The 23,373-nt window shown below is 58.6% G+C and carries 25 protein-coding genes; 8 read left to right on the top strand and 17 right to left on the bottom strand.

What is annotated here, in order from left to right:
* Window positions 1-5: 5 nt before the first annotated feature.
* Both AB3X55_09680 and AB3X55_09675 read right to left on the bottom strand, forming a co-directional pair.
* The gene (locus AB3X55_09680) at window positions 6-941 is read right to left on the bottom strand and encodes a carbohydrate ABC transporter permease (protein ID MEX0503852.1); all 936 of its coding nucleotides are present in this window, start codon (window positions 939-941) and stop codon (window positions 6-8) included.
* A gap of 123 nt (window positions 942-1,064) precedes the next feature.
* Window positions 1,065-2,267, bottom strand: coding sequence for an ABC transporter substrate-binding protein (locus tag AB3X55_09675; GenBank protein ID MEX0503851.1), 1,203 nt, complete (start codon window positions 2,265-2,267; stop codon window positions 1,065-1,067).
* 271 nt (window positions 2,268-2,538) lie between these two features.
* Between AB3X55_09675 and AB3X55_09670 the strand changes: the two genes are divergently transcribed.
* Window positions 2,539-3,429: a BadF/BadG/BcrA/BcrD ATPase family protein gene (locus tag AB3X55_09670; GenBank protein MEX0503850.1), complete on the top strand. Its 891-nt coding sequence runs from the start codon at window positions 2,539-2,541 to the stop codon at window positions 3,427-3,429.
* 26 nt (window positions 3,430-3,455) lie between these two features.
* Here the strand turns inward: AB3X55_09670 and AB3X55_09665 are convergent, their stop codons facing one another.
* Both AB3X55_09665 and AB3X55_09660 read right to left on the bottom strand, forming a co-directional pair.
* Window positions 3,456-4,205: an N-acetylmuramic acid 6-phosphate etherase gene (locus AB3X55_09665; GenBank protein ID MEX0503849.1), complete on the bottom strand. Its 750-nt coding sequence runs from the start codon at window positions 4,203-4,205 to the stop codon at window positions 3,456-3,458.
* Between the two features lie 16 nt (window positions 4,206-4,221).
* A complete protein-coding gene (locus AB3X55_09660; GenBank protein MEX0503848.1) occupies window positions 4,222-4,971 on the bottom strand; it encodes a glucosamine-6-phosphate deaminase in 750 nt (249 codons plus the stop codon).
* Window positions 4,972-5,154: 183 nt separating this feature from the next.
* Between AB3X55_09660 and AB3X55_09655 the strand changes: the two genes are divergently transcribed.
* Window positions 5,155-5,313: a hypothetical protein gene (locus AB3X55_09655; GenBank protein ID MEX0503847.1), complete on the top strand. Its 159-nt coding sequence runs from the start codon at window positions 5,155-5,157 to the stop codon at window positions 5,311-5,313.
* 122 nt (window positions 5,314-5,435) lie between these two features.
* Here the strand turns inward: AB3X55_09655 and AB3X55_09650 are convergent, their stop codons facing one another.
* The 6 genes from AB3X55_09650 to AB3X55_09625 all read right to left on the bottom strand — a co-directional run bounded on the left by AB3X55_09650 (window position 5,436) and on the right by AB3X55_09625 (window position 10,442).
* Window positions 5,436-5,627 carry a hypothetical protein gene (locus tag AB3X55_09650; GenBank protein MEX0503846.1) on the bottom strand — a complete coding sequence of 64 codons (192 nt, stop codon included), beginning with the start codon at window positions 5,625-5,627 and terminating at the stop codon, window positions 5,436-5,438.
* A 100-nt stretch (window positions 5,628-5,727) separates the two neighbouring features.
* The gene (locus AB3X55_09645) at window positions 5,728-6,300 is read right to left on the bottom strand and encodes a hypothetical protein (GenBank protein MEX0503845.1); all 573 of its coding nucleotides are present in this window, start codon (window positions 6,298-6,300) and stop codon (window positions 5,728-5,730) included.
* Between the two features lie 136 nt (window positions 6,301-6,436).
* On the bottom strand, window positions 6,437-7,465 hold the full coding sequence (locus tag AB3X55_09640) for a proline racemase family protein (GenBank protein ID MEX0503844.1): 1,029 nt from the start codon (window positions 7,463-7,465) through the stop codon (window positions 6,437-6,439).
* The gene (locus AB3X55_09635; protein MEX0503843.1) at window positions 7,455-8,636 is read right to left on the bottom strand and encodes a zinc-binding dehydrogenase; all 1,182 of its coding nucleotides are present in this window, start codon (window positions 8,634-8,636) and stop codon (window positions 7,455-7,457) included. The genes AB3X55_09640 and AB3X55_09635 overlap by 11 nt, the downstream gene beginning before the upstream one ends.
* A gap of 440 nt (window positions 8,637-9,076) precedes the next feature.
* Window positions 9,077-10,159, bottom strand: a complete 1,083-nt coding sequence (locus AB3X55_09630) for a fatty acid desaturase family protein (GenBank protein ID MEX0503842.1) — start codon at window positions 10,157-10,159, stop codon at window positions 9,077-9,079.
* A gap of 70 nt (window positions 10,160-10,229) precedes the next feature.
* Window positions 10,230-10,442 (bottom strand): hypothetical protein, encoded by a 213-nt coding sequence (locus tag AB3X55_09625; protein MEX0503841.1) that lies wholly within the window; start codon window positions 10,440-10,442, stop codon window positions 10,230-10,232.
* 273 nt (window positions 10,443-10,715) lie between these two features.
* On the opposite strand from AB3X55_09625, the gene AB3X55_09620 reads away from it, so the two are divergent.
* The 4 genes from AB3X55_09620 to AB3X55_09605 all read left to right on the top strand — a co-directional run bounded on the left by AB3X55_09620 (window position 10,716) and on the right by AB3X55_09605 (window position 13,370).
* A complete protein-coding gene (locus tag AB3X55_09620) occupies window positions 10,716-10,958 on the top strand; it encodes a hypothetical protein (GenBank protein MEX0503840.1) in 243 nt (80 codons plus the stop codon).
* Window positions 10,959-11,087: 129 nt separating this feature from the next.
* Window positions 11,088-11,282 (top strand): hypothetical protein, encoded by a 195-nt coding sequence (locus AB3X55_09615; protein MEX0503839.1) that lies wholly within the window; start codon window positions 11,088-11,090, stop codon window positions 11,280-11,282.
* A 60-nt stretch (window positions 11,283-11,342) separates the two neighbouring features.
* The gene (locus AB3X55_09610) at window positions 11,343-12,428 is read left to right on the top strand and encodes an alanine racemase (protein MEX0503838.1); all 1,086 of its coding nucleotides are present in this window, start codon (window positions 11,343-11,345) and stop codon (window positions 12,426-12,428) included.
* Between the two features lie 27 nt (window positions 12,429-12,455).
* A complete protein-coding gene (locus AB3X55_09605; protein MEX0503837.1) occupies window positions 12,456-13,370 on the top strand; it encodes a sugar kinase in 915 nt (304 codons plus the stop codon).
* 24 nt (window positions 13,371-13,394) lie between these two features.
* Here the strand turns inward: AB3X55_09605 and AB3X55_09600 are convergent, their stop codons facing one another.
* From AB3X55_09600 to AB3X55_09580, 5 genes are read right to left on the bottom strand one after another with little or no spacing between them, the layout of a single operon-like run.
* Window positions 13,395-14,033, bottom strand: coding sequence for a 2-dehydro-3-deoxy-6-phosphogalactonate aldolase (locus AB3X55_09600; GenBank protein ID MEX0503836.1), 639 nt, complete (start codon window positions 14,031-14,033; stop codon window positions 13,395-13,397).
* Window positions 14,020-15,006: a 2-dehydro-3-deoxygalactonokinase gene (locus AB3X55_09595; GenBank protein MEX0503835.1), complete on the bottom strand. Its 987-nt coding sequence runs from the start codon at window positions 15,004-15,006 to the stop codon at window positions 14,020-14,022. The genes AB3X55_09600 and AB3X55_09595 overlap by 14 nt, the downstream gene beginning before the upstream one ends.
* An 8-nt stretch (window positions 15,007-15,014) precedes the next feature.
* Window positions 15,015-15,866, bottom strand: a complete 852-nt coding sequence (locus AB3X55_09590) for a fumarylacetoacetate hydrolase family protein (GenBank protein MEX0503834.1) — start codon at window positions 15,864-15,866, stop codon at window positions 15,015-15,017.
* 49 nt (window positions 15,867-15,915) lie between these two features.
* A complete protein-coding gene (locus tag AB3X55_09585; protein ID MEX0503833.1) occupies window positions 15,916-17,721 on the bottom strand; it encodes an IlvD/Edd family dehydratase in 1,806 nt (601 codons plus the stop codon).
* Window positions 17,722-17,766: 45 nt separating this feature from the next.
* Window positions 17,767-18,510: an SDR family oxidoreductase gene (locus tag AB3X55_09580; GenBank protein MEX0503832.1), complete on the bottom strand. Its 744-nt coding sequence runs from the start codon at window positions 18,508-18,510 to the stop codon at window positions 17,767-17,769.
* A gap of 344 nt (window positions 18,511-18,854) precedes the next feature.
* Here AB3X55_09580 and AB3X55_09575 point away from each other — a divergent pair, with 344 nt between their 5' ends.
* The gene (locus AB3X55_09575; GenBank protein MEX0503831.1) at window positions 18,855-20,366 is read left to right on the top strand and encodes a UxaA family hydrolase; all 1,512 of its coding nucleotides are present in this window, start codon (window positions 18,855-18,857) and stop codon (window positions 20,364-20,366) included.
* A gap of 77 nt (window positions 20,367-20,443) precedes the next feature.
* A complete protein-coding gene (locus AB3X55_09570) occupies window positions 20,444-21,424 on the top strand; it encodes a 2-hydroxyacid dehydrogenase (protein ID MEX0503830.1) in 981 nt (326 codons plus the stop codon).
* 10 nt (window positions 21,425-21,434) lie between these two features.
* On the opposite strand, the gene AB3X55_09565 is transcribed toward AB3X55_09570, so the two are convergent.
* Window positions 21,435-22,355: a glutathione S-transferase family protein gene (locus AB3X55_09565; GenBank protein ID MEX0503829.1), complete on the bottom strand. Its 921-nt coding sequence runs from the start codon at window positions 22,353-22,355 to the stop codon at window positions 21,435-21,437.
* Window positions 22,356-22,724: 369 nt separating this feature from the next.
* Window positions 22,725-23,159 (bottom strand): Hsp20 family protein, encoded by a 435-nt coding sequence (locus AB3X55_09560; GenBank protein ID MEX0503828.1) that lies wholly within the window; start codon window positions 23,157-23,159, stop codon window positions 22,725-22,727.
* Between the last annotated feature and the right edge of the window lie 214 nt (window positions 23,160-23,373).

Below are 23,373 nucleotides of genomic sequence, written 5' to 3'. Positions count from 1 at the left end.
GCCTCCTAGAGCTGATAGCGCGTCATGCGCATCTGGATGCCGAACAGATAGATGCAAACCCCGGTCAGAATGATCAGGAACATGATCATCGCCACCGCCGACCCCATATTGGGGTCGCCAAGCTGCATCTGGAATCCGAAAAAGGTGCGGTACAGGAATGTCCCCAGAATGTCCGTGGCGTAATTGGGGCCGGCAAGCGCCCCCTGTGCCGCATACACCAGATCAAAGGCGTTGAAATTGCCGACAAAGGTCAGGATCGAAATGATTCCGATCGCCGGCAGGATCAGGGGAAGCTTGATCTTCCAGAAGGCGGAAAAGCCGGTGACCCCTTCGACTTCGCCGGCCTCGATCACTTCCTGCGGTATCGACAGCAGCGCCGCATAGATCAGCATCATCGGGATGCCGACATATTGCCATACCGAAATCAGGGCCAGCGTTGTCAGCGCATATTCCTCCTTGCCAAGGTAAGGCGCGAACAGGAACTTCAGCCCGACGGCTTTCAGCATGTCCGGTGCGATCCCCCACAAGGGCGACAGGATCAGCTTCCAGGCAAAGCCGACAATGACAAAGGACATGATGGTCGGCACGAATATCGCCGAACGGTAGAACCCGCGCATCCGTAATTTCGGGTTCGAGAGTACGGCGGCGAGCAGGATGCCGATCGGATTCTGCACCAGCATGTGGATGACAAAGAACCACAGGTTATTGACCAGCGCGTTCCAGAACGCACCAGACCAGCGCGGATCGCCAAACAGCGTCCTGAAATTATCCAGCCCGACGAAATATGTCTGTTGCTCGGAAGTGGTGAAGAGCGACAGCTGCAAGGTGCCGAAAAGCGGAAAAATCATGAAGGTGCTGTAAACCAGAACCGCAGGTGCCAGGAATACACCGATATGCCATCGGATCGGGCGGCGGCTGGATGTTGCCTGTTCCTGGGTCAATGCCGGGGCTCCACTGGCTTGCAGACTATGACTGTCAAATTCGAAAATACGCGGCAAAGCGCCTATGGGTGCAGACAGCCCCGCAACGGGGCTGTCTGACTTTTTTCATGTGATCTGGCAGGGTTACTGCTGTGGGGCGTACCAGCTGGCAAGGCCCTTTTGCATGTGCGCGGCGGCTTCTTCCGGTGTCATCGTGCCACGAATGACATTCGCCGACGTCACCCAATATTCATTGGCCAGATTGGGTGTGCCACGAGACAGGATCTGGTGGTAAGGCCGGATCGAGGAATTGCACTCACCACGCCATCCGACAAATTCCTGCGCCAGAGGGTCGGTCATGCTTACATTGTGGTTCGACAGCGAGAAGAACCCTGGCAGTGAATTGGCGTAAAGATCAGCGAATTCGGCCGAGCCAACCCAGTTCAGGAAGGTGCGGACAGCCTCTGGATTCTTTGTCGCCTTGTTCATCCCAAGCGCGATATCGACATGGTCGGAGATGTAGCATTCATCACCAGCCGACTGAACCGGCACCTTGAAGGCGCCCATTTCGAAATCCGCCTGTGCATTGAAGCCGGAAATTTCCCACGAACCGGCAGGATAGATTGCGGCGCGGCCAAGTGTGAACATGTTCTGGCTGTCGGGATAGGACTGGGCCTCATAGCCGTCGCCCATATAGGGGCCCCATTTGGCGAGCTGCGCGTATGGTGCCACCCAGTCCGGATGGGTCAGCTTCATCTTGCCCGCAATCACAGCCTGGCGGCCTTCCTCACCCTTCCAGTAGTTTACGCCGATATTGGCATATCCCATGGTCGCGGCTTCCCACTGGTCAGCAACGCCCATGGACAGCGGCACATAGTTGCCGTCTTTCTTGATTGCCTCGAGCGTGGCAAAGAACTCGTCAACCGTGGTCGGTACCGACACGCCGGCTTCCTTGAACGCGTCCTTGTTGTAGATAAAGCCGTGAATCACCGATGCCATTGGCACGCAGAAGGTGGCCGAACCGTCATCAGTACTCCAGCCGGATTTGGCCACAGGGCCAAAATTCTTCATGTTGGCAAGGTCGCCAACCTCGGCAAGATGCCCGGCCTTGTAGAGCGACAGCGAGCCGTCAAAGGGCCGGCAGGTGATCAGATCACCGGCTGTGCCGGCTTCAAGCTTGGCATTCAGCGCCGAGTTGTACTGCGCCGGTGCTGTCGGGGCGAAAACCACCTTGATTCCTGGATTCTGGGCTTCAAAGGCAGGGATGATTTTTTCCTGCCAAATCGACAGGTCATCATTACGCCAGCTTTCTATGGTCAACGTCACATCGGCCGATGCAACACTCATAGAACCAACCAAAAGAGCAACGGCCGTGCCCATGAAAGACTTGAACTTCATTTGGGTCCTCCCCTGTTATATTTTCTGATGTGCCGCTGGACATTTTCTGTCACTTTTTATCGTCAGACGAACACCGACCACGTGCGGTACACCGGAAATAGTGGGGCAAAGATACAGATTGGTCAATATTGTCGCACAGGGTCAAAGATCATGACGTCGGCGCTTGTTGGCATGATGATCTGCCCCGCCGGTCGCTTCACCGATGACAGGAGACATTGAGATGACGGGAAGACATATCCTTGCCATCGACGGTGGCGGTACGAAAACGCGGGCAGCCCTCGCGCAATCCGACGGCCTTGTGATCGCCCACGCTACAGGGGCTTTTTCAAACCTGACCAGTGATTTTGACGGCAGCCTGCGAAATATCGAAACCGTCATCTCTGCCGTCTATGACGCCGCCGGGGTGCCTCTGGAATCCCGGACAAATGATGTCGCTATCATTGGCAGCGCCGGTGCCAATGTTGGCGATGTGGCTGATCGGCTTGCCGCCGCGCTGCGGTTCGCCGCGGTTCGCGTCATGTCGGATCGCGAAATTACGGTTGCCGGCATTCTGGCAGATGGTGACGGGACATTGGCCCAGGTGGGAACAGGATCCTTTTTCGTCAGCCGCCATCGGGGCGTGCTGAAACAGGTTGGCGGCTGGGGACTTCAGCTTGGTGATGATTGCAGCGGCGCGTGGCTTGGTCGTGAATTGCTGCGCCTTGCGCTGAGGGCGCATGATGGACTTGTCGAGACAACAGACCTGCTGACGCACACGCTGGCACGCTTCAGCAACAACCCTTCCGACATTGTGCTGTTCGGCAAAACCGCCACCCCGCAGAATTATGGTGAGTTCGCCCCCGCAATCTTTGATGCCCATGAAGCAGGGGACAGGGGGGCTGCGATGATTATCGACCAGGCCCTGCGCGATCTGGAAACCATTCTGCGATCCATCGATGCGATCAAGACCGGGAAACTTTATCTGAGTGGCAGCGTTGGCAAACGCTATGCGTCGCTGCTCAGCGAAGATTTGAGGGCACTGGTCCAGCCAAGTTCCGGAGACGGGCTGTCGGGAGCTGTCGGTCTTGGCCTTGAACTTGTGCGACACCTTCCTGCTGTCAGATCAGGCTGACAACGGCATTGCGGACAGCATTCATGTCAGCTTGCCGCTTCGTCACCGTGAATGCGGGAAAACCGGTCACGCAGCTTGGCGTTGGTCGGGCGCATGGCGATCATCTTGCCGTCGCGCACACGTCCAAGGCGTGTCATCACCAGCGTGGAAATCATGTTCAGGCATATCTTCTGGGCGGTGGCGGCCTTCAGACGGGTTGAGCCGGCCAGCGCCTCGCCTCCGGTAAGCAGCGGTATCGCAATATCGGCATTCGTCAGAAGCGGAACATCGGGGTTGTTGGCAATGCCGATGGCAAGCGCGCCTAATTTTTTGGCTTCGGCGAGTACCGTACAGGTGAAAGTGGTCCTGCCGCTGGCGGCAAGCGCCAGTACGACATCCTGTCTGCCGATCGCATGGTCGCGCACCATCGTCCGGGCGGCGGTTTCATCATCTTCTGCGTCTTCCACGGATTCGATCAGTGCCCTGTCTCCTCCGGCCACCAGATAGGCGACGCGGTCGCGCGGCCAGTCAAAGGTCGGCAGCAACTCCACCCCGTCCTGTACCGCGATGCGAATGGATGCCCCGGCCCCGGCATAGATGATACGCGCGGTGTCATCTGCCTGCAGGCGGTCGACAATGGCCGTCACCGCCATTCCCAGCTCGGCGATTCCCCCTCTCACAGCGTCAATCGCACGACCATGATCCTGCAACATCACTTCGAGTGCGGTCGCGTCATCAAGCTGGTCGAGCCAGCTTTCCGCATCTGGCACTGTTTCGGTATCTGCTTTGGCTGTCATGTCATGCCTGTCCCGGTCAAGAGGCGTCCGCATCCAGTAATTGCTGTTCAGTAAGGCGACTGGCGGCCTGCCTGTCCAGAACAATCATCACCTCGGGATGCGCCTGCAGGGCGCTTGCCGGGCAGGCGGGCGAGGGCGGTTGGCTCAGCATGGCGCTGACGGCTGCCGCCTTGGCCTCGCCCGTCGCCAGAAGAAGGCAATGTCGTGCCTCCATGATGGTGCCAATGCCCATGGTAATCGCCCTGTGTGGCCTGTTGGACTCAAAACCCGTCATGACCTCGCGTGTCTGCTGGCTCAGGTCTAACGAAGCGGTACGGCTGTCAAAGGGGGTTCCCGGTTCATTGAATCCGATATGCCCGTTTCGCCCGATTCCCAGAAGCTGGAGATCGATACCGCCACATTGCGCGATTTTCGCCTCATAGGCTGCAGCTGCCATTTCCGGATCATCGGCCATCCCGTCAGGCAGGAAACAGCGGTGCCCGGCATTCGCGATATGGGTAAACAGCGCCTCCACCATATAGGCGTTGAAGCTGCCGGGATGGGTCGGGGGAACCCCGGAAAATTCATCGAGATTGAAACTGGTGAAACTGGCCGATGGGACGTCTCCAGCCTCAAACAACTTGCAAAGATGGCTATAGACAGGCCGCATCGTCTCGCCGGTTGCCAACCCCATTACGATGTCCGGCTTGGCGATCAGATGATTTGCGATCTGATCCGCCACCTGGTGCGCGGCCTCATGCGCGTTGCTCTTGATTACGATCTTCAACTTACACCGCTATTTCGATCGGGATACAGACATGGAAATTGGCCATGCAGGATCCCTATCATGCACCTGAATTTCGCAAAAAGTATGATTAACGCCGTGTGTGCTGGCAAGCCAAAGATCCTGTCCGCAAGGTCATACAAGAAAAAAGCACATCCGAAATGGGCCTTGTGTTACTGAAGTCATATGGACAGCGTATGGAAAATTGTCGTTCCTTTGGGGTTGCTGGCGCTGATGGTCGGATATCACAAGATGGCCGGCAGGATGAATGTGCCAAGGCCAGTCTATTGGATTACAATGGCAGCTGGCGGATTCCTTCTGATGTCGATCTTCGAGCTGTGGTGATCACAGGCCTCCGATCCGGACGAAGATGGCGTGACGCCTGACTCGTGACGCCTGACGCATAACCGCATCGCGATCCCGTCATGGCAATGGTGACATCCTGTCAGGGTGTCACCGGGCTGCGGTCATGTGGCGTCGACGAGAAATGTTGCGCTCCGCCCTGTGCCCTGTTTTTTCACCACCCTGGCGCTGAGAAGGCGGTCGATCGATTTGAAGAACTGGGCGCGAGACACAGCATGCTCCGGTCCGACAACGTCGCTGTATTTGGCATAGGTAAAGCTTTTGGCAATGTTGCCGGTGCCCGCGAATTCGGTCATCGCAAGCAGTACCTGTTTGTCAGACGAGGTCAAATGCGAGAGCCCCAGCTCCCTCGAAGCATCGTCTACAAGTCTGAGCAACGCCAGATATGACTTAAAGCTAGAAGACATTTCCATACCTTTTGAAGGCCATCCGACCCGCGAATATCGCAAGAATGATACATATAAAACCACCTACGATATCACCTGTCAAAAAGCCGAGTGAGAGTTCAACATCGGGATCCAAATTCAACATGAATTTGGCAAGCGCTGCCTGAAAGATCGAGTCCAACACTGCCACCGCGATTGACATGGCAAAGGCAAATCGGAACAGGCTGAAATTATCACGCGTTACATTCCAGAACTGGTAATTAAGTGGCCTCTGGAAGGTGATATTCACCAGCCACAGAGGCAGGATCGCGGTCAGCGATGCGATGGCGGCCCCGAACAGCGCATAATCGAACGCGTAACCAAAATGAATGCCAAAGAGAAAACTGACCACCAGAATGATCGGCAGGCCCCGCTGCATGAAAAGCAGCACGATCAGCACTTTTACGCCATGCGGCAGAAACATGTAGCTGAAGGCATTGACTGCTGAATCATCGCCCCTGATCGACTGTTCAATCGGGAATACCAGATAAAGCTGGCAGAACCAGACCAGAACGAATCCGGCAATCGCAATCACATAAGCCACAAAAACCGTACCATCCTCAGCCCGCCTGCGATATCTGGCGGACGTCACCTTAAAACATCTGTCTGAAAAATTAACGCGACTTGATACCAAATATCAACCGGTGCGTGGCGCAAGACATTGTGTCTGCAAGGTGATGTCAGGCGGTGAAAAGCGACTGAAGACCGGCAAATTCGCCAAGTGTCGGATTGTTGAAATCCACATTCAGAGTACTTGTCGACAACAGATAGGGACGTGAGGATATGGTGGTGCGCAGCATGTCGGTGCCATTCTGGTTGCGCCAGCCAAGCGCCCGGCCAGTGAACCGTGTTCCCGTGGCCGACCGGTTATGGAAAACCGCATTCGCAGGCATGTTGCCACGGGTGATCTCAAATGCCATCCGCGCCGCGGTGCCGGTCCCTGTGGGACAGCGGAATATGGTGCCGGGATGGCCATAAACAGCACCACATCCAGAATAGGAGTCACCATCATCATGCTGTACAGGCCCCATGAAATTGACGAATTTCGGGGGATCAAGGCGACCAAGAATCGGGTGTTCATATGAAAACCCTGTCGTGAACGCCTCTGTCAGCTCCAGCCCGATGGATTTCATTCGTTCCAGATTGTTGGCGTCAATGTCGATGGTGAACTGGCCTGCATCGACCATGATGAAGATGGCGCCGCTCCATACCAGCGCGCAGTCAACCTGCCCATAGCCGTTCAGCGCAACGCTGATCCGATCCTGCATGACATAGGAATCGTCACCCTCGATGGTGATGTCCTCGATGATCCCGTCGCGGATGCTGTATTCAGCACCGACAAGGCCGCTTGGCATTTCATGCGTGATCCTGTGGGTGCCTTCGTTCTTGGGAATGAATCCAAATTCCAGCATCGCCGCGATGGTCGCCGAGGTATTGGATCCGGAAAAATATGGATATCCCATACATTCCATGACGATCTGCCCATATTCGGCTGTTTCGTCACTGGATGGGAACAGCAGATCGACACACATCTCGTCTGTTCCGAAGGGAAAGGACAGAAGCAGTCGCCGCAGCTGATCGTGATTTTCCAGGAAATGCTGTCGAATCTCGAACGCGCTTGCACCTTTGGGACAGGGTATGCCGTCCAGGATGATCCGGTGATAGTCACCGCCGACATCAATATCGGCAATCCTGATCTCATGTGGCATGGGGCGCTCCATGCAAATCCCACTTGCTGTCCGGTATGATGACCAGATTTCCGGTATGCCGCTTTGTTTGAAAGGCTTTCTGGGCTGCCACCAGTTGTGAAAGCGGAAAGGTGCCTCCCAGAACAGGCTGCAGCGATCCGCGTTCGATATAGTCGACAATCCGCCGAAAATCCGATGGCGTACCCTGAGAGGAGCCGTGGATGTTCAGGAACGCCATATAGACAGTGTGCAGATTCACCCGCGGTGTATATCCGGCGATCGTGCCAGCCGTGATGTAATGCCCGTCAGGCTTCAGGGTTTGAAGCAGACTGTGGAACATGGCACCGCCGACCTGGTCGATCACGGCATCGATGCGGTGGCTGCCCCCGGCAGCCTTTTCAATTCCTGCCAGAAACGCGTCACCCTGGAAGACGCCTTCAGGATCGGTGAATTCGTCCCGGCACAGGCACCACTCCGCCCCAAGGGACATAATGGCGTCTTCCTTGCCGCGACTGGTCAGCGCGATCGGTCTTGCGCCGCGCGCCCGCGCCAATTGCACAGCCGCCGAACCGACGCCGCCACCGGCACCGGTAATGACGACAAGCTGGCCCTGTGACAGCTGGACGCGTGACAGCATATGTTCGGCCGTGACCGTGGCACAACCGAACGTCGCCAGTTCGGCGTCGCTGATGGCCCGGTTTACATGGTGGGCATTGGCCGCGGGGACCACAACATATTCCGCATATCCGCCGTCGCAGCCATGGCCGATATAGTCGACATTCGCCAGATCCATGGTCGGGTTTCCGTCTTCGTCCCGCCCATGATAGATGCTGAAATCGACGAGTACGCGCTGGCCAATACGGCTCCTGTCGACACCAGCGCCAGCCTCGACAATCCTGCCCACGATGTCACCGCCCTGAATGCGTGGAAATGACAGGCTTGTCGCGCCATCCGCAGAACTGATCGAGGCCGCGGCGGCGCTTTCGTCCCGGCCACTATTGGGATCATGATCGACTGTGTATTGCGCTTCGCGAACCTTGATGTCGGTGTTGTTCATCCCGCAGGCGGACACGTCGATCAGCACCTCGCCATCGCCTGGCACCGGCACCGGAATATCGTCCCTGTACTCAAGACGATCCATGCCGCCATGACCTGTTAACAGCATGGCTTTCATAAGCTGTGACATGGACATTCCCGCCTCAATCTTGATCCATTTTGCCTGTCAGGCGTGTGATAACCATGCGTGTGAGCCTTCATTCTGCCGCCTGTCACCACTGAAGATTGTCGGGGCAGAACGTGTCCGGAACGCTATCACCGAACGTTGTTTTCATCAAACAAGCCAGTGTCAGCCACAGTCGAATGGCACCAGCCCCTTGCGATATGACGGGTAAATTCAGGGTTGTTTTCTGCCCGTCTTCTGCCAGCTCTCTACCGGTTTTCTGGGGATTTTCTGGGGGTTTTGACCTGATGCCGGGATATTTTGGAGGCCCGGACGAAAAAACCCCCAGTGGCGGTGCCGGCCACTGGGGGTTGGTAAAGGTGCGGGACGTTCGGGGGAGGGGAACGTCAACCGCATTGACATCATGTCGCACCGTACGGGAAGTATCTACGCCTTGTTTGTCAAAAGACCCTTCAGGATTTAACAAAGGCCGAATCGGAAGGATCCAATTCCCGGTATGGCTGTGCGGTGTCGGGAAGGTCGCGCCGGATGAAAAAATCCTCGTTCCTGAGTTGGCGCACCAGTGCCGGCCACATCTCGGCAAACCCGGCGGCAATTGACGGCGAGGCGGCTGGCAGATCGTGCCGGATCAGCCTGTGAAGCTCGGGAAGCGCGTGGAACGGCACCTTCGGGAACATGTGATGTTCGATATGATAGTTCATGTTCCAATAGATGAAGCGCGAGATCGGGTTCATATGGACGGTTCGTGAATTCAGCCGGTGATCGACAACATTGTCAGCCAGGCCACCATGCTGAAGCATGCCTGTCATGACATGGTGCCACGCGCCATAGAGACGCGGGGTGCCGACAAGAAGGATCGGTATCCAGCTGCCAAGCAGGATGGCGCTGGCAATGGTGCCGGCATAGATCAGCACCCAGACCCGCGCCACACGGATAACCTTGGGGTGGTCGATGTCCGGGATGAAACTGGCTTCCTGGGGATCCAGCCTGCCACTGGCATTGACAAGCATGCGCTTGATCCCGGCTGGCACATCGATCAAACCCAGGAAATTCACCATCCATTTCAGAAAGGCAGGCGGGCGCATCAGCTGGATTTCGGGGTCGCGGCCGACAATGATCGTGTCTGTGTGATGGCGCGCGTGGCTCCAACGCCAGCTATAGGGGTTCCTGATCATGCAGAAACAGGCGATCTGATAGACCCCGTCATTCAGCCATCGTGATTTGAAGGCTGTTTTGTGTCCACATTCATGCCAGCGCGAATCCATCGCCGAGCCATAGAGAACCCCATAGGCCAGAAAGGCCGGCAGCGCCAGCCAGGATGGGAACAGCAAGGCCCCGGCCGTGCCAAGTGCCGCCATCGCGGTGAACAGGATCATGGTGTCACGGATGGCCGGCCCGTCACGACGCTGCATCAGCGCGGCCAGTTGCTTGCGCGGGATCTCGGTCTGGTACCAGCGTGCGCCGGCAAGACCTGTCGCCAGTGCCTGTTTGCCGTCATGCCCAAGAAGCGAATATTCCCGTGTCCCGTCAGCCATTGCGGTCAGCGTCCGTTGATGTTCACCCATCTGATTTGATTTACAGTGTAATGCCGACGCGCCGCGCCGTTCAAGCTGTGCCGTCCTTGTCGAGGAGATGCCTGACAGCTGACAGCACGCGTCGCTGGTCAACTTTCTGTACAACCTTGACCGTGGCAAGCTTGTCGTCCGATGTCTGACCGCCACTGGACAGGAGCTGTCTGAGCGCATCATCCTTGCCCGCACGCGCACGCTGGTCCCGCTTCATGCCGGCCAGCCGTCTTGTCGCATCATCATCGGCCATCTCGATCTCCTTTAGAGAGAGGACGTGTCGTTTTGTCTGGAACAATGCTAGCGCCCGGGTCATCCATCCGGCAAATCCGAAATCACCGTCCGCGGTGTGGTTGACTGCCGCGGTCCTTGTTCTGCCGGGCCAGACACGACAGGTTCATGATGTCTATCTCACAGAATCGGGAAAAGTCTTTTGCCAAGTCCCAACTGGACGACCCCATATACCCGCGACATTCTGTCATCAGGGCTTATGCCGCCAGCCGCCAATACCAACAGGCAGGTTTACATGGATGACAAAATTTTCGCTTCGGCTCGCATGACCGTCGCGCTGGATGAAGATCAGGCGGCCTATGACGCCATTCCGGCGGTGAACATATTTGATGGTGATCTGAACCTTTCCCGGCCAACAAACGCCATTGTGCAGGGGCATCGCCGCTCGCGCCGCTGGCACACCCGAATGTGGGTTCCGTTGCTGCTGATTGCGGCTGTTGGACTCTTTCTGGCGGCCTGTCAGGGCGCAGGTTATTGACGCTGACCGGCACCTGATGGGCAATGCCGATATGCAAGACGTCCCGAAGCGCCACCAACAAACACTGCCATAATTCGCCACTGAAAACGCTGCTGGAAACCGTGGGGCCAGTTGGTCTATGCTGTCCCCATGAGCAAGCATCGCGGTATTATAAATCTTGTCATCTGGGCAGCCGCCGCAGCGTTCGCGGCCATCCGCGTTGGCAATTCGGATGTCTTTCTGCTTGGCGCCATTGAAGGGCTGATGGTCCTTATTGCCGCCTTTGTCGCGCACAAGACACTCGACCTTATCTTCCCGCCAAAGCGCCCACCCGTCGATCAATGACGACGCGTTGAAGATGCGCAACAAGCAAGGCAGACGCAGTAATGACGGGTTGTTTCGGTAATGACGGGCATCGTGTCACTGAAAAATACGGTTATCGAGCGGTTCGGAACCCCTTGTGCGGTTGTCGATCTGGATGTCGTCGACCGCAATATCGCGCGTGTTCAGGCGCTGTGTGACAAGGCTGGCCGGGCCAACAGACCGCATATAAAGACACATAAATCGCCTGTTCTCGCCCGCCGCCAGCTGGATGAAGGTGCCATAGGCATTACCTGTCAGAAGCTTGGCGAGGCCGAGGTGATGGCCGAGGCCGGGATCGAGGATATCCTGATTGCCACCAACATCATCGGCGCGGCGCGGTCGGGCAGACTGGCGGCGCTTCAACGCCGCATGGGGCTGAAACTCTGTGCCGACAATCCGGTATCGCTTGCTGCCTATGCCGAGGCGGGGCGGGTGGCCGAACGGCCGATCCGGGTTCTGATTGAATGTGACACCGGGCAAAAACGTGCCGGGGTGGAAACACCCGCCGAGGCGGTGGCGCTGGCGAAACTGGTGCGCGATGATCCTGCGCTGGAATTTGGGGGGCTGCTGTTCTACCCGCCACGTGACGGGTGGCCGGCAACGCAGAAATTTCTGGATGATACACAGGGCGGTCTTGCCGATCTTGGGCTGGTGGCGGACATCATCTCGACTGGTGGCACACCTAATCTTGGCAATATGACCCAGCTTGAAGGTGCCACGGAACATCGCGCCGGGACCTGCATTTTCAATGACAGAATGATGATGGCTGCCGGTATGGCCGGGATTGATGATTGTGCGCTGCGCATTTTTACCACCGTGGTCAGCCGGGCCGGGGCGCGGCGCGGGATCCTGGATGCAGGGTCAAAGACCTTCACCTCCGATATCGGTGGCCTTGAAGGACACGGTCTGATCCTTGAACATCCCGAGGCGCGCATCCACAAAATGGCCGAGGAACACGGGTTTCTGGATCTGTCGGAGTGCCCGACTCTGCCGGAAGTCGGCGATATCCTGCGGGTAGTGCCGAACCATGTGTGTGTGGCGGTGAATATGTTTGACCAGCTTGTCGCGGTGCGCGGGAACGACATTGTGGACATATTGCCTGTCGCGGCCCGCGGACGGCTTGTCTGACAAGCCCTTTGGAAAGGATTGGATAGCATGTCATCCGTCAGGTTGCTTGCGATTGGCGAAGTGATGGCCGAGATCCGGACGCAGGGTGACGGCTTTGCGGGCGGTTTTGCCGTCGGCTTTGCCGGCGACAGCTACAACACCGCTATCTATGCGGCACGCCAGCTTGGCGCGCCTCACCAGGTCGGCTATATGAGCCGCATCGGCACGGACCCGCTGTCACAGGGCTTGCTTGATCACGCCAGCGCCGAGGGGCTGGATATCAGTCATATCACTACTGATCCGGAGCGTAACATCGGCATCTACGCTGTCGCGACCGATGCCAGCGGCGAGCGGAGTTTTTCCTACTGGCGTGCCAACTCGGCCGCGCGGCGGCTGTTCACGGCGCCGGGGCCGGTGCCACCCCTGCCGCAGGCGGAACTTGTCTATCTGTCCGGGATTACGCTTGCCATTCTGACGCCGCCGGCGCGGCTGGCCCTGTTCGAGATGCTTGAAGAGGCCCGTTCCGTCCACGGCATCAAGCTGGCCTTTGATTCAAACTTCCGACCGGCCCTGTGGGAGGATCATCAAACGGCGCGCGCCGCCAATGACCGGATGTGGCAGCTGGCCGACATCGCCCTGCCATCCATCGATGATGAAATGGAACTGCATGGGCTGGACAGCGAAGCTGCCGTCGTCGCGCGGTTTGCCGCGCGTGACTGGGACGGCATAGCCATCAAGCGAGGCGCTCTTGGTCCGATGTCGCCGCATTTGGCGGGGGCAGAGCTGCCCGACTTTCCGCCGGCTCCGGATGTTGTCGATACCACCGCCGCCGGTGACAGTTTCAATGGTGGGTATCTTGCCGCCTTCCTGGCCGGTGCCGACGAGGCTGACCGGCTGGCGGCTGGACACAGGCTTGCGGCCCAGGTTGTGGCGGTGCCGGGGGCGATCATTCCGCGCTCGTGAAGCTGGCTGCATAGTCCTTTGCGACTAGGTGCCGTCAAATGCGCGGCGCATGGCGGCCATGCAGGCATGCGCGGCCGCGCCGACCTGTGTGGCATCCCGGCCGGGTTTGAACAGGCTGGACCCGATTCCAAAACCATGAACACCGGCTGCGGCATAGGCGGCGAAATCATCCGCCCCGACACCGCCAACGGCATAAATCCGGATATCGTCGGGAAGCACCGCGTTGATGGCGGCAATCCCGGCCGGGCCAAGCAGCGTTGCCGGAAAGAATTTCAGATCACGCGCCCCGGCATCGATGGCTGCCAGGGCCTCGGTCGGGGTCATCACCCCCGGCATCACCGTCAGCCCAAGATCAAGCGCACGGGTGATGACGGCCCGGTCAGTGTTCGGTGCCACGATCAGATTGCCACCACATTCATGCACGCGCGCCACGTCGTCGGGGTGAAGCACCGTGCCGGCACCGATCAGTCGCGCCGGGCCGCCGTGCCGCGCGGCGATTGTCGCGGCAAGCCTGATCGACGCAAAGGGTGTCGGAGAATTCAGAGGGATTTCGATGGCATCGAATCCCGCGTCAATCAACCCTTCCACAACCGGCTCGACCTGCGCTGGCGTGATCCCGCGCAGTATCGCGACAAGGCGTCTTTCATGGTCACGTTGCGCCATCTTGCCGTGCCTCCTTCGGGGCTTGGGCCGGGGCTTGGGCCGGGGCTTGGGTTGTGGCTGCGGTCAGGGCTTCGGGCCAGATGTGCGATGCCAGATCGAACAACCCTGCGCGCACCGCCTGATCGGCATCGGTCATGTCAAAATCGATATCGAGACAGTCAAGCGCTGTTGCATAGCGCGCCGCCAGGGTGCCGGTCGCCGCCAGATAAAGCTGCTGACGGTCGGCAAGGCAGCTGGATATTTCGGCACCGATCATCAGGCCTGACAGTCGTGAAGCCCCGTGCGGTGCCTTGTCTGCATGTAATAGCGGGCCGGCGCGAAGCCCGAACAGGCTGGCAAAGGCCCGTGCCGGTGTGGCGTGCGCCTCGCGGACAGCGGTGATGAAATCATCATCGGACCATCCATCGGATGTGACAGTATGGCGAAGAATCGAGCTTTCGCCGAGAAGGGCGAACATCTCTCCTGTCATCATGGTGCGGAAACCAACCAGCCTGCCATTCTTGATCCGGGCCCATTTCGAATGTGTTCCGGGAAGACAGACGATCCCTTCCTGCATGCCGGCGCAGACAAGCCCGTGAAGGATTGTCTCCTCGCCCCGCAAGACATCGGGGTTGTCGAGGTCACGCTGTGCAATGCCGGGCAGTATCCGAATATCGCGGTCCTGTCCGGTGACACGGATGGCCCTGTCGGCAAGCGATGTGAAATCGACGGGCATGTCCAGATAGGGGGCTTCCTGCCACCCCTGCGCCGCGCCAGCCATACCGCAGATCAGAACCGGTATGTCGCGCGGCACGTCCATTACTGACAGAAGATGGTCCAACTCCCGGCCATAGGCATCCCGTGGCATGGTCGCCATACCGCGGTCCGATCGTCGTTCATCCAGAAGCCGCGCATTCCGGTCAAGCGCCCAGACACGCAAGCTGCTGGTGCCCCAGTCGGCAAGCACGATGTCGGCTGCGGCACCAGCTGTCATGGCTGGTGTCAGGCGGGATCCCGCCCAACCTCCTGACGCTGCTGGCCAAGTCCCTTGATGGTCAGCTCCATCACATCACCTTCCTGAAGGAAGACGGGTTCCGGCTTGATCCCCAGTCCGACGCCGGGTGGTGTGCCGGTGGAAATGACATCGCCCGGATGCAGCGTCATCAATTCCGACAGATGCGAGATACATTCGGCGACGGTGAAAATCATCGTCGAGGTATTGCCTGTCTGGCGGCGGATTCCATTGACGTCCAGTGCCATATCCAGATCCTGTGGGTCCGGAACCTCGTCGGCGGTGACGAGCCAGGGGCCGATTGGCCCGAATGTGTCGCAGGATTTGCCCTTGGTCCACTGGCCGGTCAGTTTGCTCTGGAAATGCCGCTCCGACACGTCGTTCGAGATGAAATATCCGGCGACATGGTCAAGCGCGTTTTCAACCGAGACATATTTGCACGTCGTGCCAATCACCACGCCAAGTTCGATTTCCCAGTCACTATGCTGCGATTGCCGGGGCATCATCACCTTGTCATTCGGCCCGACGACGGCCGAAGTGGCCTTCATGAACAGGATCGGGTGTTCGGGGATGTCGGCACCTGTTTCGGCAGCGTGATCGGTATAGTTCAACCCGATGCACAGGAATTTGCCGATACCGCCGACGCAGGCACCAATCCTGACAGCGCTGTCAACTGCCGGAAGCGAGTCCGGGTCAAGGGCGCGCAGCCTGTCGAGTGTGGCATTGTCGAGGGTGGCGCCGGTGATGTCGGCAATATGGGCGGACAGATCACGGATCGTACCCTTTGAATCAACAAGGCCTGGGCGTTCCTGGCCAGCGTCACCATAACGAATCAGTTTCATCAGAAATCTCCGGTTGCGGTCATGTTGGGCGTCTAGGTGGTGAATAGGTTCAGTGGTTGTCGCGGGGCAGGCCACGCGTGCGAACAATGGATTTGTAGTCGGTTGCGCCGTCAAGCACCATCCCCTCGGCAAAGGGGCGGACTTTCTCGCGGAAGATCTGTTGCCAGGGCGACTGGCTTTGCGGACTCGGGAACCCGCCGCTCTGCGCCAGTGTGGCGGCGCGCGCCGCCAGTTCGTCCTCAGGCACCAGCATGTTGACGGTGCAGTTGTTCAGATCGACCCGTACGCGGTCGCCGGTCTGGATCAGCGCCAGTCCGCCACCATCTGCCGCCTCCGGCGAGGCGTTCAGGATCGAGGGTGATCCCGAAGTGCCGGATTGCCGCCCATCGCCAATACAGGGCAGTTCGTCTATTCCCTGTTTTATCAGATAGGCGGGGGGGCGCATATTGACGACTTCTGCGCCGCCCGGATAGCCGATTGGCCCGGCGCCGCGCATCACCAGAATGGCGGTGCCGTCTATGCCGAGCGATTCATCATCGATCCGGTTGTGGAAATCGACCGGCCCGTCAAAAACATAGGCTGTTCCCTCAAAGGCATTCAGGTCATCCGGGTTTGACAGAAACCGTGCGACAAAGGACGGGCTGATCACACTTGTCTTCATGATCGCGCTGTCGAACAGATTGCCCCGGAGATTGATGAAACCGGCCTCATTCTTCATCGGGGCGTCGACCGGCCAGATGACATCCGCATTGGCGATGGGCACGTCACGGCAATTGTCGCCGATGGTCTGTCCGTTCGCTGTGATCGCCTGCGGGTTTGGCAACAGGTCGTGACGCATCAATTCAGCGATGACCGCCGGCACCCCGCCGGCGCGATGATAATCCTCGCCGAGATAGTCACCCGCCGGTTGCAGATTGACCAGCAGCGGCACCTTGTGACCATGGGCCTGCCAGTCATCATTGGTCAGTTCGATCCCCAGATGCCGGGCAACCGCATTCAGATGGATTGGCGCGTTGGTCGACCCGCCGATGGCTGAATTCAGGACAATGGCGTTTTCAAAGGCGGCGCGGGTCATGATGTCCGATGGTTTCAGGTCATCCCACACCATGTCGACAATACGGTTGCCGGTGTAATAGGCCATCTGTCCCCGTTCGCGATAGGGGGCTGGAATCGCCGCCGAGCCGGTAAGCTGCATGCCAAGACCCTCGGCAAGGGAATTCATCGTGGTCGCCGTTCCCATGGTGTTGCAATAGCCCGTCGAGGGGGTGGAGGAAGTCACAAGGTCGAGAAACCCGTCATCATCGATTTCGCCGGCGGCGATCAACTGGCGTGCCTTCCAGATAATGGTGCCCGACCCGGTGCGTTCACCGTCGTGCCAACCATTCAGCATCGGGCCAACCGACAGCGCGATGGCGGGAATGTCCACGGTTGCCGCCGCCATCAGCAGCGCCGGTGTGGTCTTGTCACAGCCGATCATCAGCACCACACCGTCGATTGGATAGCCATACAGCGTTTCAACAAGGCTGAGATAGGCAAGGTTGCGGTCAAGCATGGCGGTCGGTCGCTTGCCGGTTTCCTGGATCGGATGTACCGGTATCTCCATCGGCAGACCACCCGCCGCGATGATGCCGTCACGAACGCGCTTTGCCAGTTCCAGATGATGCCGGTTGCAGGGCGAAAGATCGGACCCGGTCTGGGCGATGGCGATGATCGGACGGCCATCGCGAAGCTCTTCGCGGGTCAGCCCGTAATTCAGATAACGCTCGGTGTAGAGCGCCGTCATCTCGGCATCATCCGGATTGTTGAACCACTGGCGCGAGCGCAGCTCTGCCGGTTTGATCTTGCGGTCTGTCATGGCTGTAACCCTGCTACCCTGTCCATTATTCTGCTGTGCCCGCTGTCAGGCAGTCCAGCCGCCGTCAATGTTGATGGCCTGACCCGTCACAAAGGCGCTGTCGTCAGAGGCCAGATAGACTGCCAGCGCGGCGATTTCCTCGGCTTTGCCAAAGCGGCCCATTGGCTGGCGGGCGATAAAGTCCGTTCTGGCCTTGTCATAATCACCTGTGTTGTTCAGCCGGTCCTCAAGCGAGGGGCTTTCAACCGTGCCGGGGCAGATCGCGTTGCAGCGAAGGCCGGTGGTAACAAAATCGGTGGCAATTGACTTCGTCAGGCCAATCACCGCGGCTTTGCTGGCACCATAGACAAATCTGTTTGGCGCGCCGATGACCGATGAAGCCACCGAGGACATGTTGATGATTGATCCGGAACCTCGCTCAACCATGCCGGGAATGGCGGCGCGCGAGGTCCAGTACATTGATCTGACATTCAGCTCGAACCCGAAATTCCACTCTTCGTCGGTGGCGTCAAGAATGGTGCCGTGATGAACGAACCCGGCGCAGTTGAACAGAATATCGGGATTGATGCGGGTGACACCATCGGTGATTGACGCCGCATTCATGACATCCAGTGTGAAGGTGGTGATCCGGTCGGTGCCGTCAAGTTTTGCCAGGGTTTCAGCATTGATATCTGTGGCGAAAACCTCGGCACCCTCGGCCGCCATTGCCAGCGCCGTGGCACGGCCTATTCCCTGGCCGGCGGCGGTGATCAGTGCCGTCTTGCCGGCCAGTCTGCCCTGTTGTGTCATGCGTCCCTCCACAAGATAATTCGTCCCCACAGGTGTCGACCTGTATCACGCTTTGACGCGCTGGCCGGTCGGCCCATTATCGGGCCGGTTTCGGTGCCTGTCATTACTGGCGCTATCCTGCCACGCGGTCACGCCTTTGGCCATGAGCAATCCACAATTTCAAGGGTTTCCAGCTTGACAAGCGCTGGCCGGCATTCCTTTACTTTCAGCTCAGGTGAACGGCCCGCCGCACAGGAAGACCGCAAACCTCCTTCGGTCCGGAAACAGCTTTGCCGTTTCCGGTGGCGGCATGCCAACCGCACCATCACGCCAACCGCACTGTATTTCATGAAAGTCGTTCCGACATGTCCAAGACCATCCGCCTCGATCCAGCTGACAATGTCATCACCGCCACCCAGACCCTCGAGGCCGGAACACCGGTCGAGGATGTGGTGACGCAGGCCATCATTCCGCGCAACCACAAGCTGGCAACGCGCCCGATCAAGGCCGGCGAGGAAATCCGCAAATATGCGCAGGTGATTGGCTATGCCAGCGAAGACATTCCGGTCGGCGCACATGTCCATGTGCAGAATGTCGAGTTTCGCGCCACCGAGGCGACCTATGAGTTCGCCACCGACCTGCGTCCGGTTGTGCCTGTCGAGGCTTCGGCGCGGGACAGTTTCATGGGGTTCCAGCGCGAGAATGGCCGGGTCGGCACGCGCAACTATATCGGCATCCTGACATCGGTGAATTGTTCGGCCACGGCCGCCAGGATGATTGCCTCCGCCTTCGGGCCCGAGGAAATGGCCAGCTATCCGAATGTTGACGGTGTGGTGGCGTTTGTTCACGGGACCGGCTGTGGCATGGCCGGGTCCGGAGAGGGGTTTGAAGCGCTGCAACGGGTCATGTGGGGTTATGCCAAAAACCCGAACCATGGCGGCGTGCTGATGGTCGGACTTGGCTGTGAAATGAACCAGATCGACTGGTTGCTCGAGGCCTATGGCCTGAAACAGGGGCCGCTTTTCAAGACCATGAACATTCAGGATTCGATGGGGCTTGCAAAGACGGTCGAGGCCGGCATCGCGATGGTGCGCGAGATGCTTCCCGAAGTGAACAAGTCAACCCGCACGCCCTGCCCGGCATCGGAACTTATGGTGGCATTGCAATGTGGTGGATCGGACGCCTTGTCCGGCGTTACCGCGAACCCGGCGCTTGGCTATGCCTGTGACCTGCTGGTGGCACAGGGGGGCACCGGGGTGCTTGCCGAAACCCCCGAGATCTATGGGGCTGAGCATCTTTTGACGCGGCGCGCTGTCGATGCGGCCACAGGTCGCCGGCTCGTCGATCTCATTGACTGGTGGCAGGACTATACAGAGCGCAATCGTGGATCGATGGACAACAATCCCAGCCCCGGCAACAAAAGGGGCGGGCTGACAACCATTCTTGAAAAATCACTTGGTGCGGCGGCAAAGGGTGGCACATCTCCGCTTGCCGGGGTCTATAAATATGCCGAGCCGGTGACGGCGCGTGGGTTCACCTTCATGGATTCGCCCGGCTATGATCCGGCATCGGTGACAGGTCAGATTGCCAGCGGTTGCAATCTGGTGACCTTCACGACCGGACGGGGGTCTGCCTTCGGGTCCAAGCCGTCTCCCTGTATCAAGATTGCCACAAATACCGAAATGTATGACAGGCTGATCGCGGATATGGACATCAATGCCGGCGCGATGCTGACCGAGGGGCGGTCACTCGAGCAGATGGGACGCCAGATCTATGACATGCTGCTGGATGTGGCGTCCGGGGCCCGGTCGAAATCCGAGGCGCAGGGGCTTGGTGATTATGAATTCGTTCCCTGGCAGATTGGTGCGACCATGTAATGCCATCATGCCGGGATGGGTGCCGGTGGGGCGGTGAGGCGCAATAGAGGTGAAGACAAACATATGGAAACCAGCCAATGACAGATGGCCTTCTTATCATCGGTGATATCACCGACGAGATGCGCAGCCGGCTTGAAGGCCGCCTTGCCCTGCATGACGCACATCGGATTGATGACATGCCGTCCTTCCTCGATCGCGAGGGCAAGACCATCAGATATGCGCTGACCGACGGGCATTACGGGGTGCCGCGCGACTGGATGGATGCGATGCCGAATCTGGCGTTGATCAGCAATTATGGCGTTGGCTATGACGCCATCGATGTCGAGCTGTCGCTGTCGCGGGGCGTGCTTGTGACGCACACGCCGCAGGTGCTGAATGACGAGGTGGCGACAACGGCATTGATGCTGATGCTGGCAAGTTATCGCAATCTTCTGGCCAGTGACGCCTATGTCCGGGCCGGGCAGTGGGCAAGCGAGGGCCACATCAAACTGTCCCGCTCGGCGGATCACCGGCGGGTCGGGATTCTCGGTCTTGGCCGGATCGGTCTTGCGCTGGCCAAAAAGCTGGCGCCATTTCATGCCGAAATCGCCTATCACAACCGTACACCGCGTGATGTTCCCTACCGGTATTATGATGATCTTGCCGAGATGGCTGCTGCCTGCGAGGTGCTGTTTGTGGTTACCCCCGGCGGGGCCGATACGCGTGGCATCGTCGATCGCAAGGTGCTTGACGCGCTGGGGCCGGATGGATTGCTGGTCAATGTGTCGCGTGGGTCGGTTGTGGATGAACCGGCGCTTGTCGCCGCGCTTCAGGACGGACGACTTGGTGCGGCCGGACTGGATGTCTTTGCCGACGAGCCGAATGTGCCCGAGGTGCTGTTCACCATGCCGAATGTGGTGCTGACACCGCATATCGGCAGTGCCACTGTCGAGACCCGCCGCGCCATGGGCAACCTTGTCGTCGACAATCTGCTCCAGCATGCCGGTGACGGGCGGGTGATCAGCCCGGTGCCCGAATGTCGCGATCTGGCGATGATCACCGACAGATTCACCGGCTAGCGCCCTGCTGTCAGGCCGCGGTGATCCGGTAGCCCGCGACAGGAAGATGCACGGCCACCGGCCCTGTCTCGGGACTTTCATGATCGATCGACACACGGGTCGGATCGAGATAGCGCAGTCGCCCGGTTATATCCGGGTCGGATGAATGCGCTTTTGGCCGGATGATCACATTCTGGCCGGGTGTCAGGTTCGAGGCCGGATTGTGCAGCCCTGTCGGCGACAGTGGTGTGGCATCACGGGCGATGGCAAGTGCCTCCTCGGCTGTGATTGTCGGGTCATGGTCGGACGCATTGGTGGCAAGCGCCGTTTCAACCCGTTCGATCGCCGGATAACGCGCCAGAAGATTACCCCCGCCGTCCCAGCGCCCACGAAGCAGCCAGGCAAGAAAGGCCATTCCGGCATCCGCCCATGAGGGACGGTCACCCGCCAGGAATGGCTGTTCCGACAGGGCTGCCTCGATCTGATCAAGCTGCGCTGACAGTTGCAGCACCACCGCTGGCAGCTCTGCCTTCAGCGTCGCTTCGCTCCAGCCTGGCCCGAAATAGAGATCACCGCGATCCTTGATGAATTCTGGCGGCGCGGTGCCGATCGAGGTGGTGATGACAATCCGGATGGCGAGTTCGACGATCGCCTGATCGATCCAGCTGGACAGCGCCATGACCTGGCCGCGGCTGCCATTCGGGAACAGCTTGTCCTCGTATCCGGCCTCGCCGAGCGCGCGGGCGATATTCTGTGTGTCACAGTGAATATCCGCCCCCACCTGCATGACCGGGGTGCGTCGATAGCTTGCTGTCATGGGCATCAGCAGGGGTTTTGGCGGCACGCGGGGGATTTCCACCGATATCCATGGCGCGCCGATCATGTTCAGGGCGATACGAACCTTGTGGGCGAAAGGGGACGGCCAGTAATGGTGAAGAATGAATGCGGACATTGTGTATCTGTTCCTGAAAAGTGGGGGCCGGTATTGTCTCTAGGATAGTTTTACCCGCTCCGGCAATGATATTTGGCCGGGATCTCTGGCCGGGTTATGTAGCCGGCACGGTATCGGCAGATTAAACAAATTTTTCGGATCGACGTTACAGAGGGTGCATGAGCAGTTTTTCATGTTTCTCCCTCCTGAAACTCGGTTCCCTGGTGGCTTTCGCCACCGGGGATCTTTTTCTGGCATGACATGATCCATCCTTGTGGGTGTTGTCATCATCTGCCCCCGCAGACGGATGCCCATACAGGACTCGGCGCGCAAAAAAAGGCGGCGGTCATAGATGACCGCCACCCCTGTTGTGGGCCGTGATACCAGGCGTCAGGCTGCCTTGATCAGTTTCTTCGGCTTGTTGCTGATGCTGATCTGCTTCGGCTTGTCGGCTTCCGGAATTTCACGCTTCAGGAAGACGGTCAGGATTCCGTCGACAAATTGCGCGTCCTCGACCTTCATATATTCGGCAAGGCGGAACATTTTCGAAAAGCCGCGCTGCGCGATGCCCTGATAGACATAGTTGCCTGTATCCTCGCCCTTGCTGGCTTCAATGGTCAGCACGCCCTTTTCGGTCTGGATGCTGATGTCATCGGCACCAAATCCGGCAAGCGCAAGCTCGATCCGGTAATGCTCTTCATCATCCTTGGCGATGTTGTAGGCGGGGTAGTTCGGTTCCTTGCGGTCGGCAAGGCGGTTCAGCTCATCAAAAAGCGAGTCAAAGCCAACGAACTGGCGAGCCATAGGGGTGGTAAACAGAGTCATTTTCATCTCCTCTTTCAAGCGAGTTTGGTGTCGTCTCCCTTTCAGGCAAGACGACGGTTTGACATATGGTTTTTGTAACCCGTTTCGGCGTTACACACCTGATATAGGGCGGCAGAACGGCTGTTCAAGAGGGCCTTGAGACCAACGTGCCAGCCTGCCGTCAGGATATGTGACTCTGCCTTCAAATGGCCTTTTTCGGACCATTTTACGACCA

The sequence above is a fragment of the Alphaproteobacteria bacterium LSUCC0719 genome (assembly GCA_040839025.1).
In the GTDB taxonomy this organism is placed as follows: Bacteria; Pseudomonadota; Alphaproteobacteria; order Puniceispirillales; family Puniceispirillaceae; genus UBA8309.
This window is presented reverse-complemented; position numbering and strand designations above follow the sequence as displayed.

Bases quoted from the DNA above. Each gene is read 5' to 3' on its own strand.
- AB3X55_09675 (MEX0503851.1), bottom strand. From the start codon at position 2,267: ATGAGTGTTGCATCGGCCGATGTGACGTTGACCATAGAAAGCTGGCGT.
- AB3X55_09600 (MEX0503836.1), bottom strand. From the start codon at position 14,033: ATGGCGCAACGTGACCATGAAAGACGCCTTGTCGCGATACTGCGCGGG.
- AB3X55_09655 (MEX0503847.1), top strand. From the start codon at position 5,155: ATGGACAGCGTATGGAAAATTGTCGTTCCTTTGGGGTTGCTGGCGCTG.
- AB3X55_09640 (MEX0503844.1), bottom strand. From the start codon at position 7,465: ATGCCACATGAGATCAGGATTGCCGATATTGATGTCGGCGGTGACTAT.
- AB3X55_09635 (MEX0503843.1), bottom strand. From the start codon at position 8,636: ATGTCCATGTCACAGCTTATGAAAGCCATGCTGTTAACAGGTCATGGC.
- AB3X55_09565 (MEX0503829.1), bottom strand. From the start codon at position 22,355: ATGTCCGCATTCATTCTTCACCATTACTGGCCGTCCCCTTTCGCCCAC.
- AB3X55_09595 (MEX0503835.1), bottom strand. From the start codon at position 15,006: ATGACAGCTGGTGCCGCAGCCGACATCGTGCTTGCCGACTGGGGCACC.
- AB3X55_09580 (MEX0503832.1), bottom strand. From the start codon at position 18,510: ATGACACAACAGGGCAGACTGGCCGGCAAGACGGCACTGATCACCGCC.
- AB3X55_09615 (MEX0503839.1), top strand. From the start codon at position 11,088: ATGAGCAAGCATCGCGGTATTATAAATCTTGTCATCTGGGCAGCCGCC.
- AB3X55_09605 (MEX0503837.1), top strand. From the start codon at position 12,456: ATGTCATCCGTCAGGTTGCTTGCGATTGGCGAAGTGATGGCCGAGATC.
- AB3X55_09670 (MEX0503850.1), top strand. From the start codon at position 2,539: ATGACGGGAAGACATATCCTTGCCATCGACGGTGGCGGTACGAAAACG.
- AB3X55_09610 (MEX0503838.1), top strand. From the start codon at position 11,343: ATGACGGGCATCGTGTCACTGAAAAATACGGTTATCGAGCGGTTCGGA.
- AB3X55_09620 (MEX0503840.1), top strand. From the start codon at position 10,716: ATGGATGACAAAATTTTCGCTTCGGCTCGCATGACCGTCGCGCTGGAT.
- AB3X55_09590 (MEX0503834.1), bottom strand. From the start codon at position 15,866: ATGAAACTGATTCGTTATGGTGACGCTGGCCAGGAACGCCCAGGCCTT.
- AB3X55_09665 (MEX0503849.1), bottom strand. From the start codon at position 4,205: ATGACAGCCAAAGCAGATACCGAAACAGTGCCAGATGCGGAAAGCTGG.
- AB3X55_09570 (MEX0503830.1), top strand. From the start codon at position 20,444: ATGACAGATGGCCTTCTTATCATCGGTGATATCACCGACGAGATGCGC.
- AB3X55_09650 (MEX0503846.1), bottom strand. From the start codon at position 5,627: ATGACCGAATTCGCGGGCACCGGCAACATTGCCAAAAGCTTTACCTAT.
- AB3X55_09560 (MEX0503828.1), bottom strand. From the start codon at position 23,159: ATGACTCTGTTTACCACCCCTATGGCTCGCCAGTTCGTTGGCTTTGAC.
- AB3X55_09575 (MEX0503831.1), top strand. From the start codon at position 18,855: ATGTCCAAGACCATCCGCCTCGATCCAGCTGACAATGTCATCACCGCC.
- AB3X55_09625 (MEX0503841.1), bottom strand. From the start codon at position 10,442: ATGGCCGATGATGATGCGACAAGACGGCTGGCCGGCATGAAGCGGGAC.
- AB3X55_09630 (MEX0503842.1), bottom strand. From the start codon at position 10,159: ATGGCTGACGGGACACGGGAATATTCGCTTCTTGGGCATGACGGCAAA.
- AB3X55_09585 (MEX0503833.1), bottom strand. From the start codon at position 17,721: ATGACAGACCGCAAGATCAAACCGGCAGAGCTGCGCTCGCGCCAGTGG.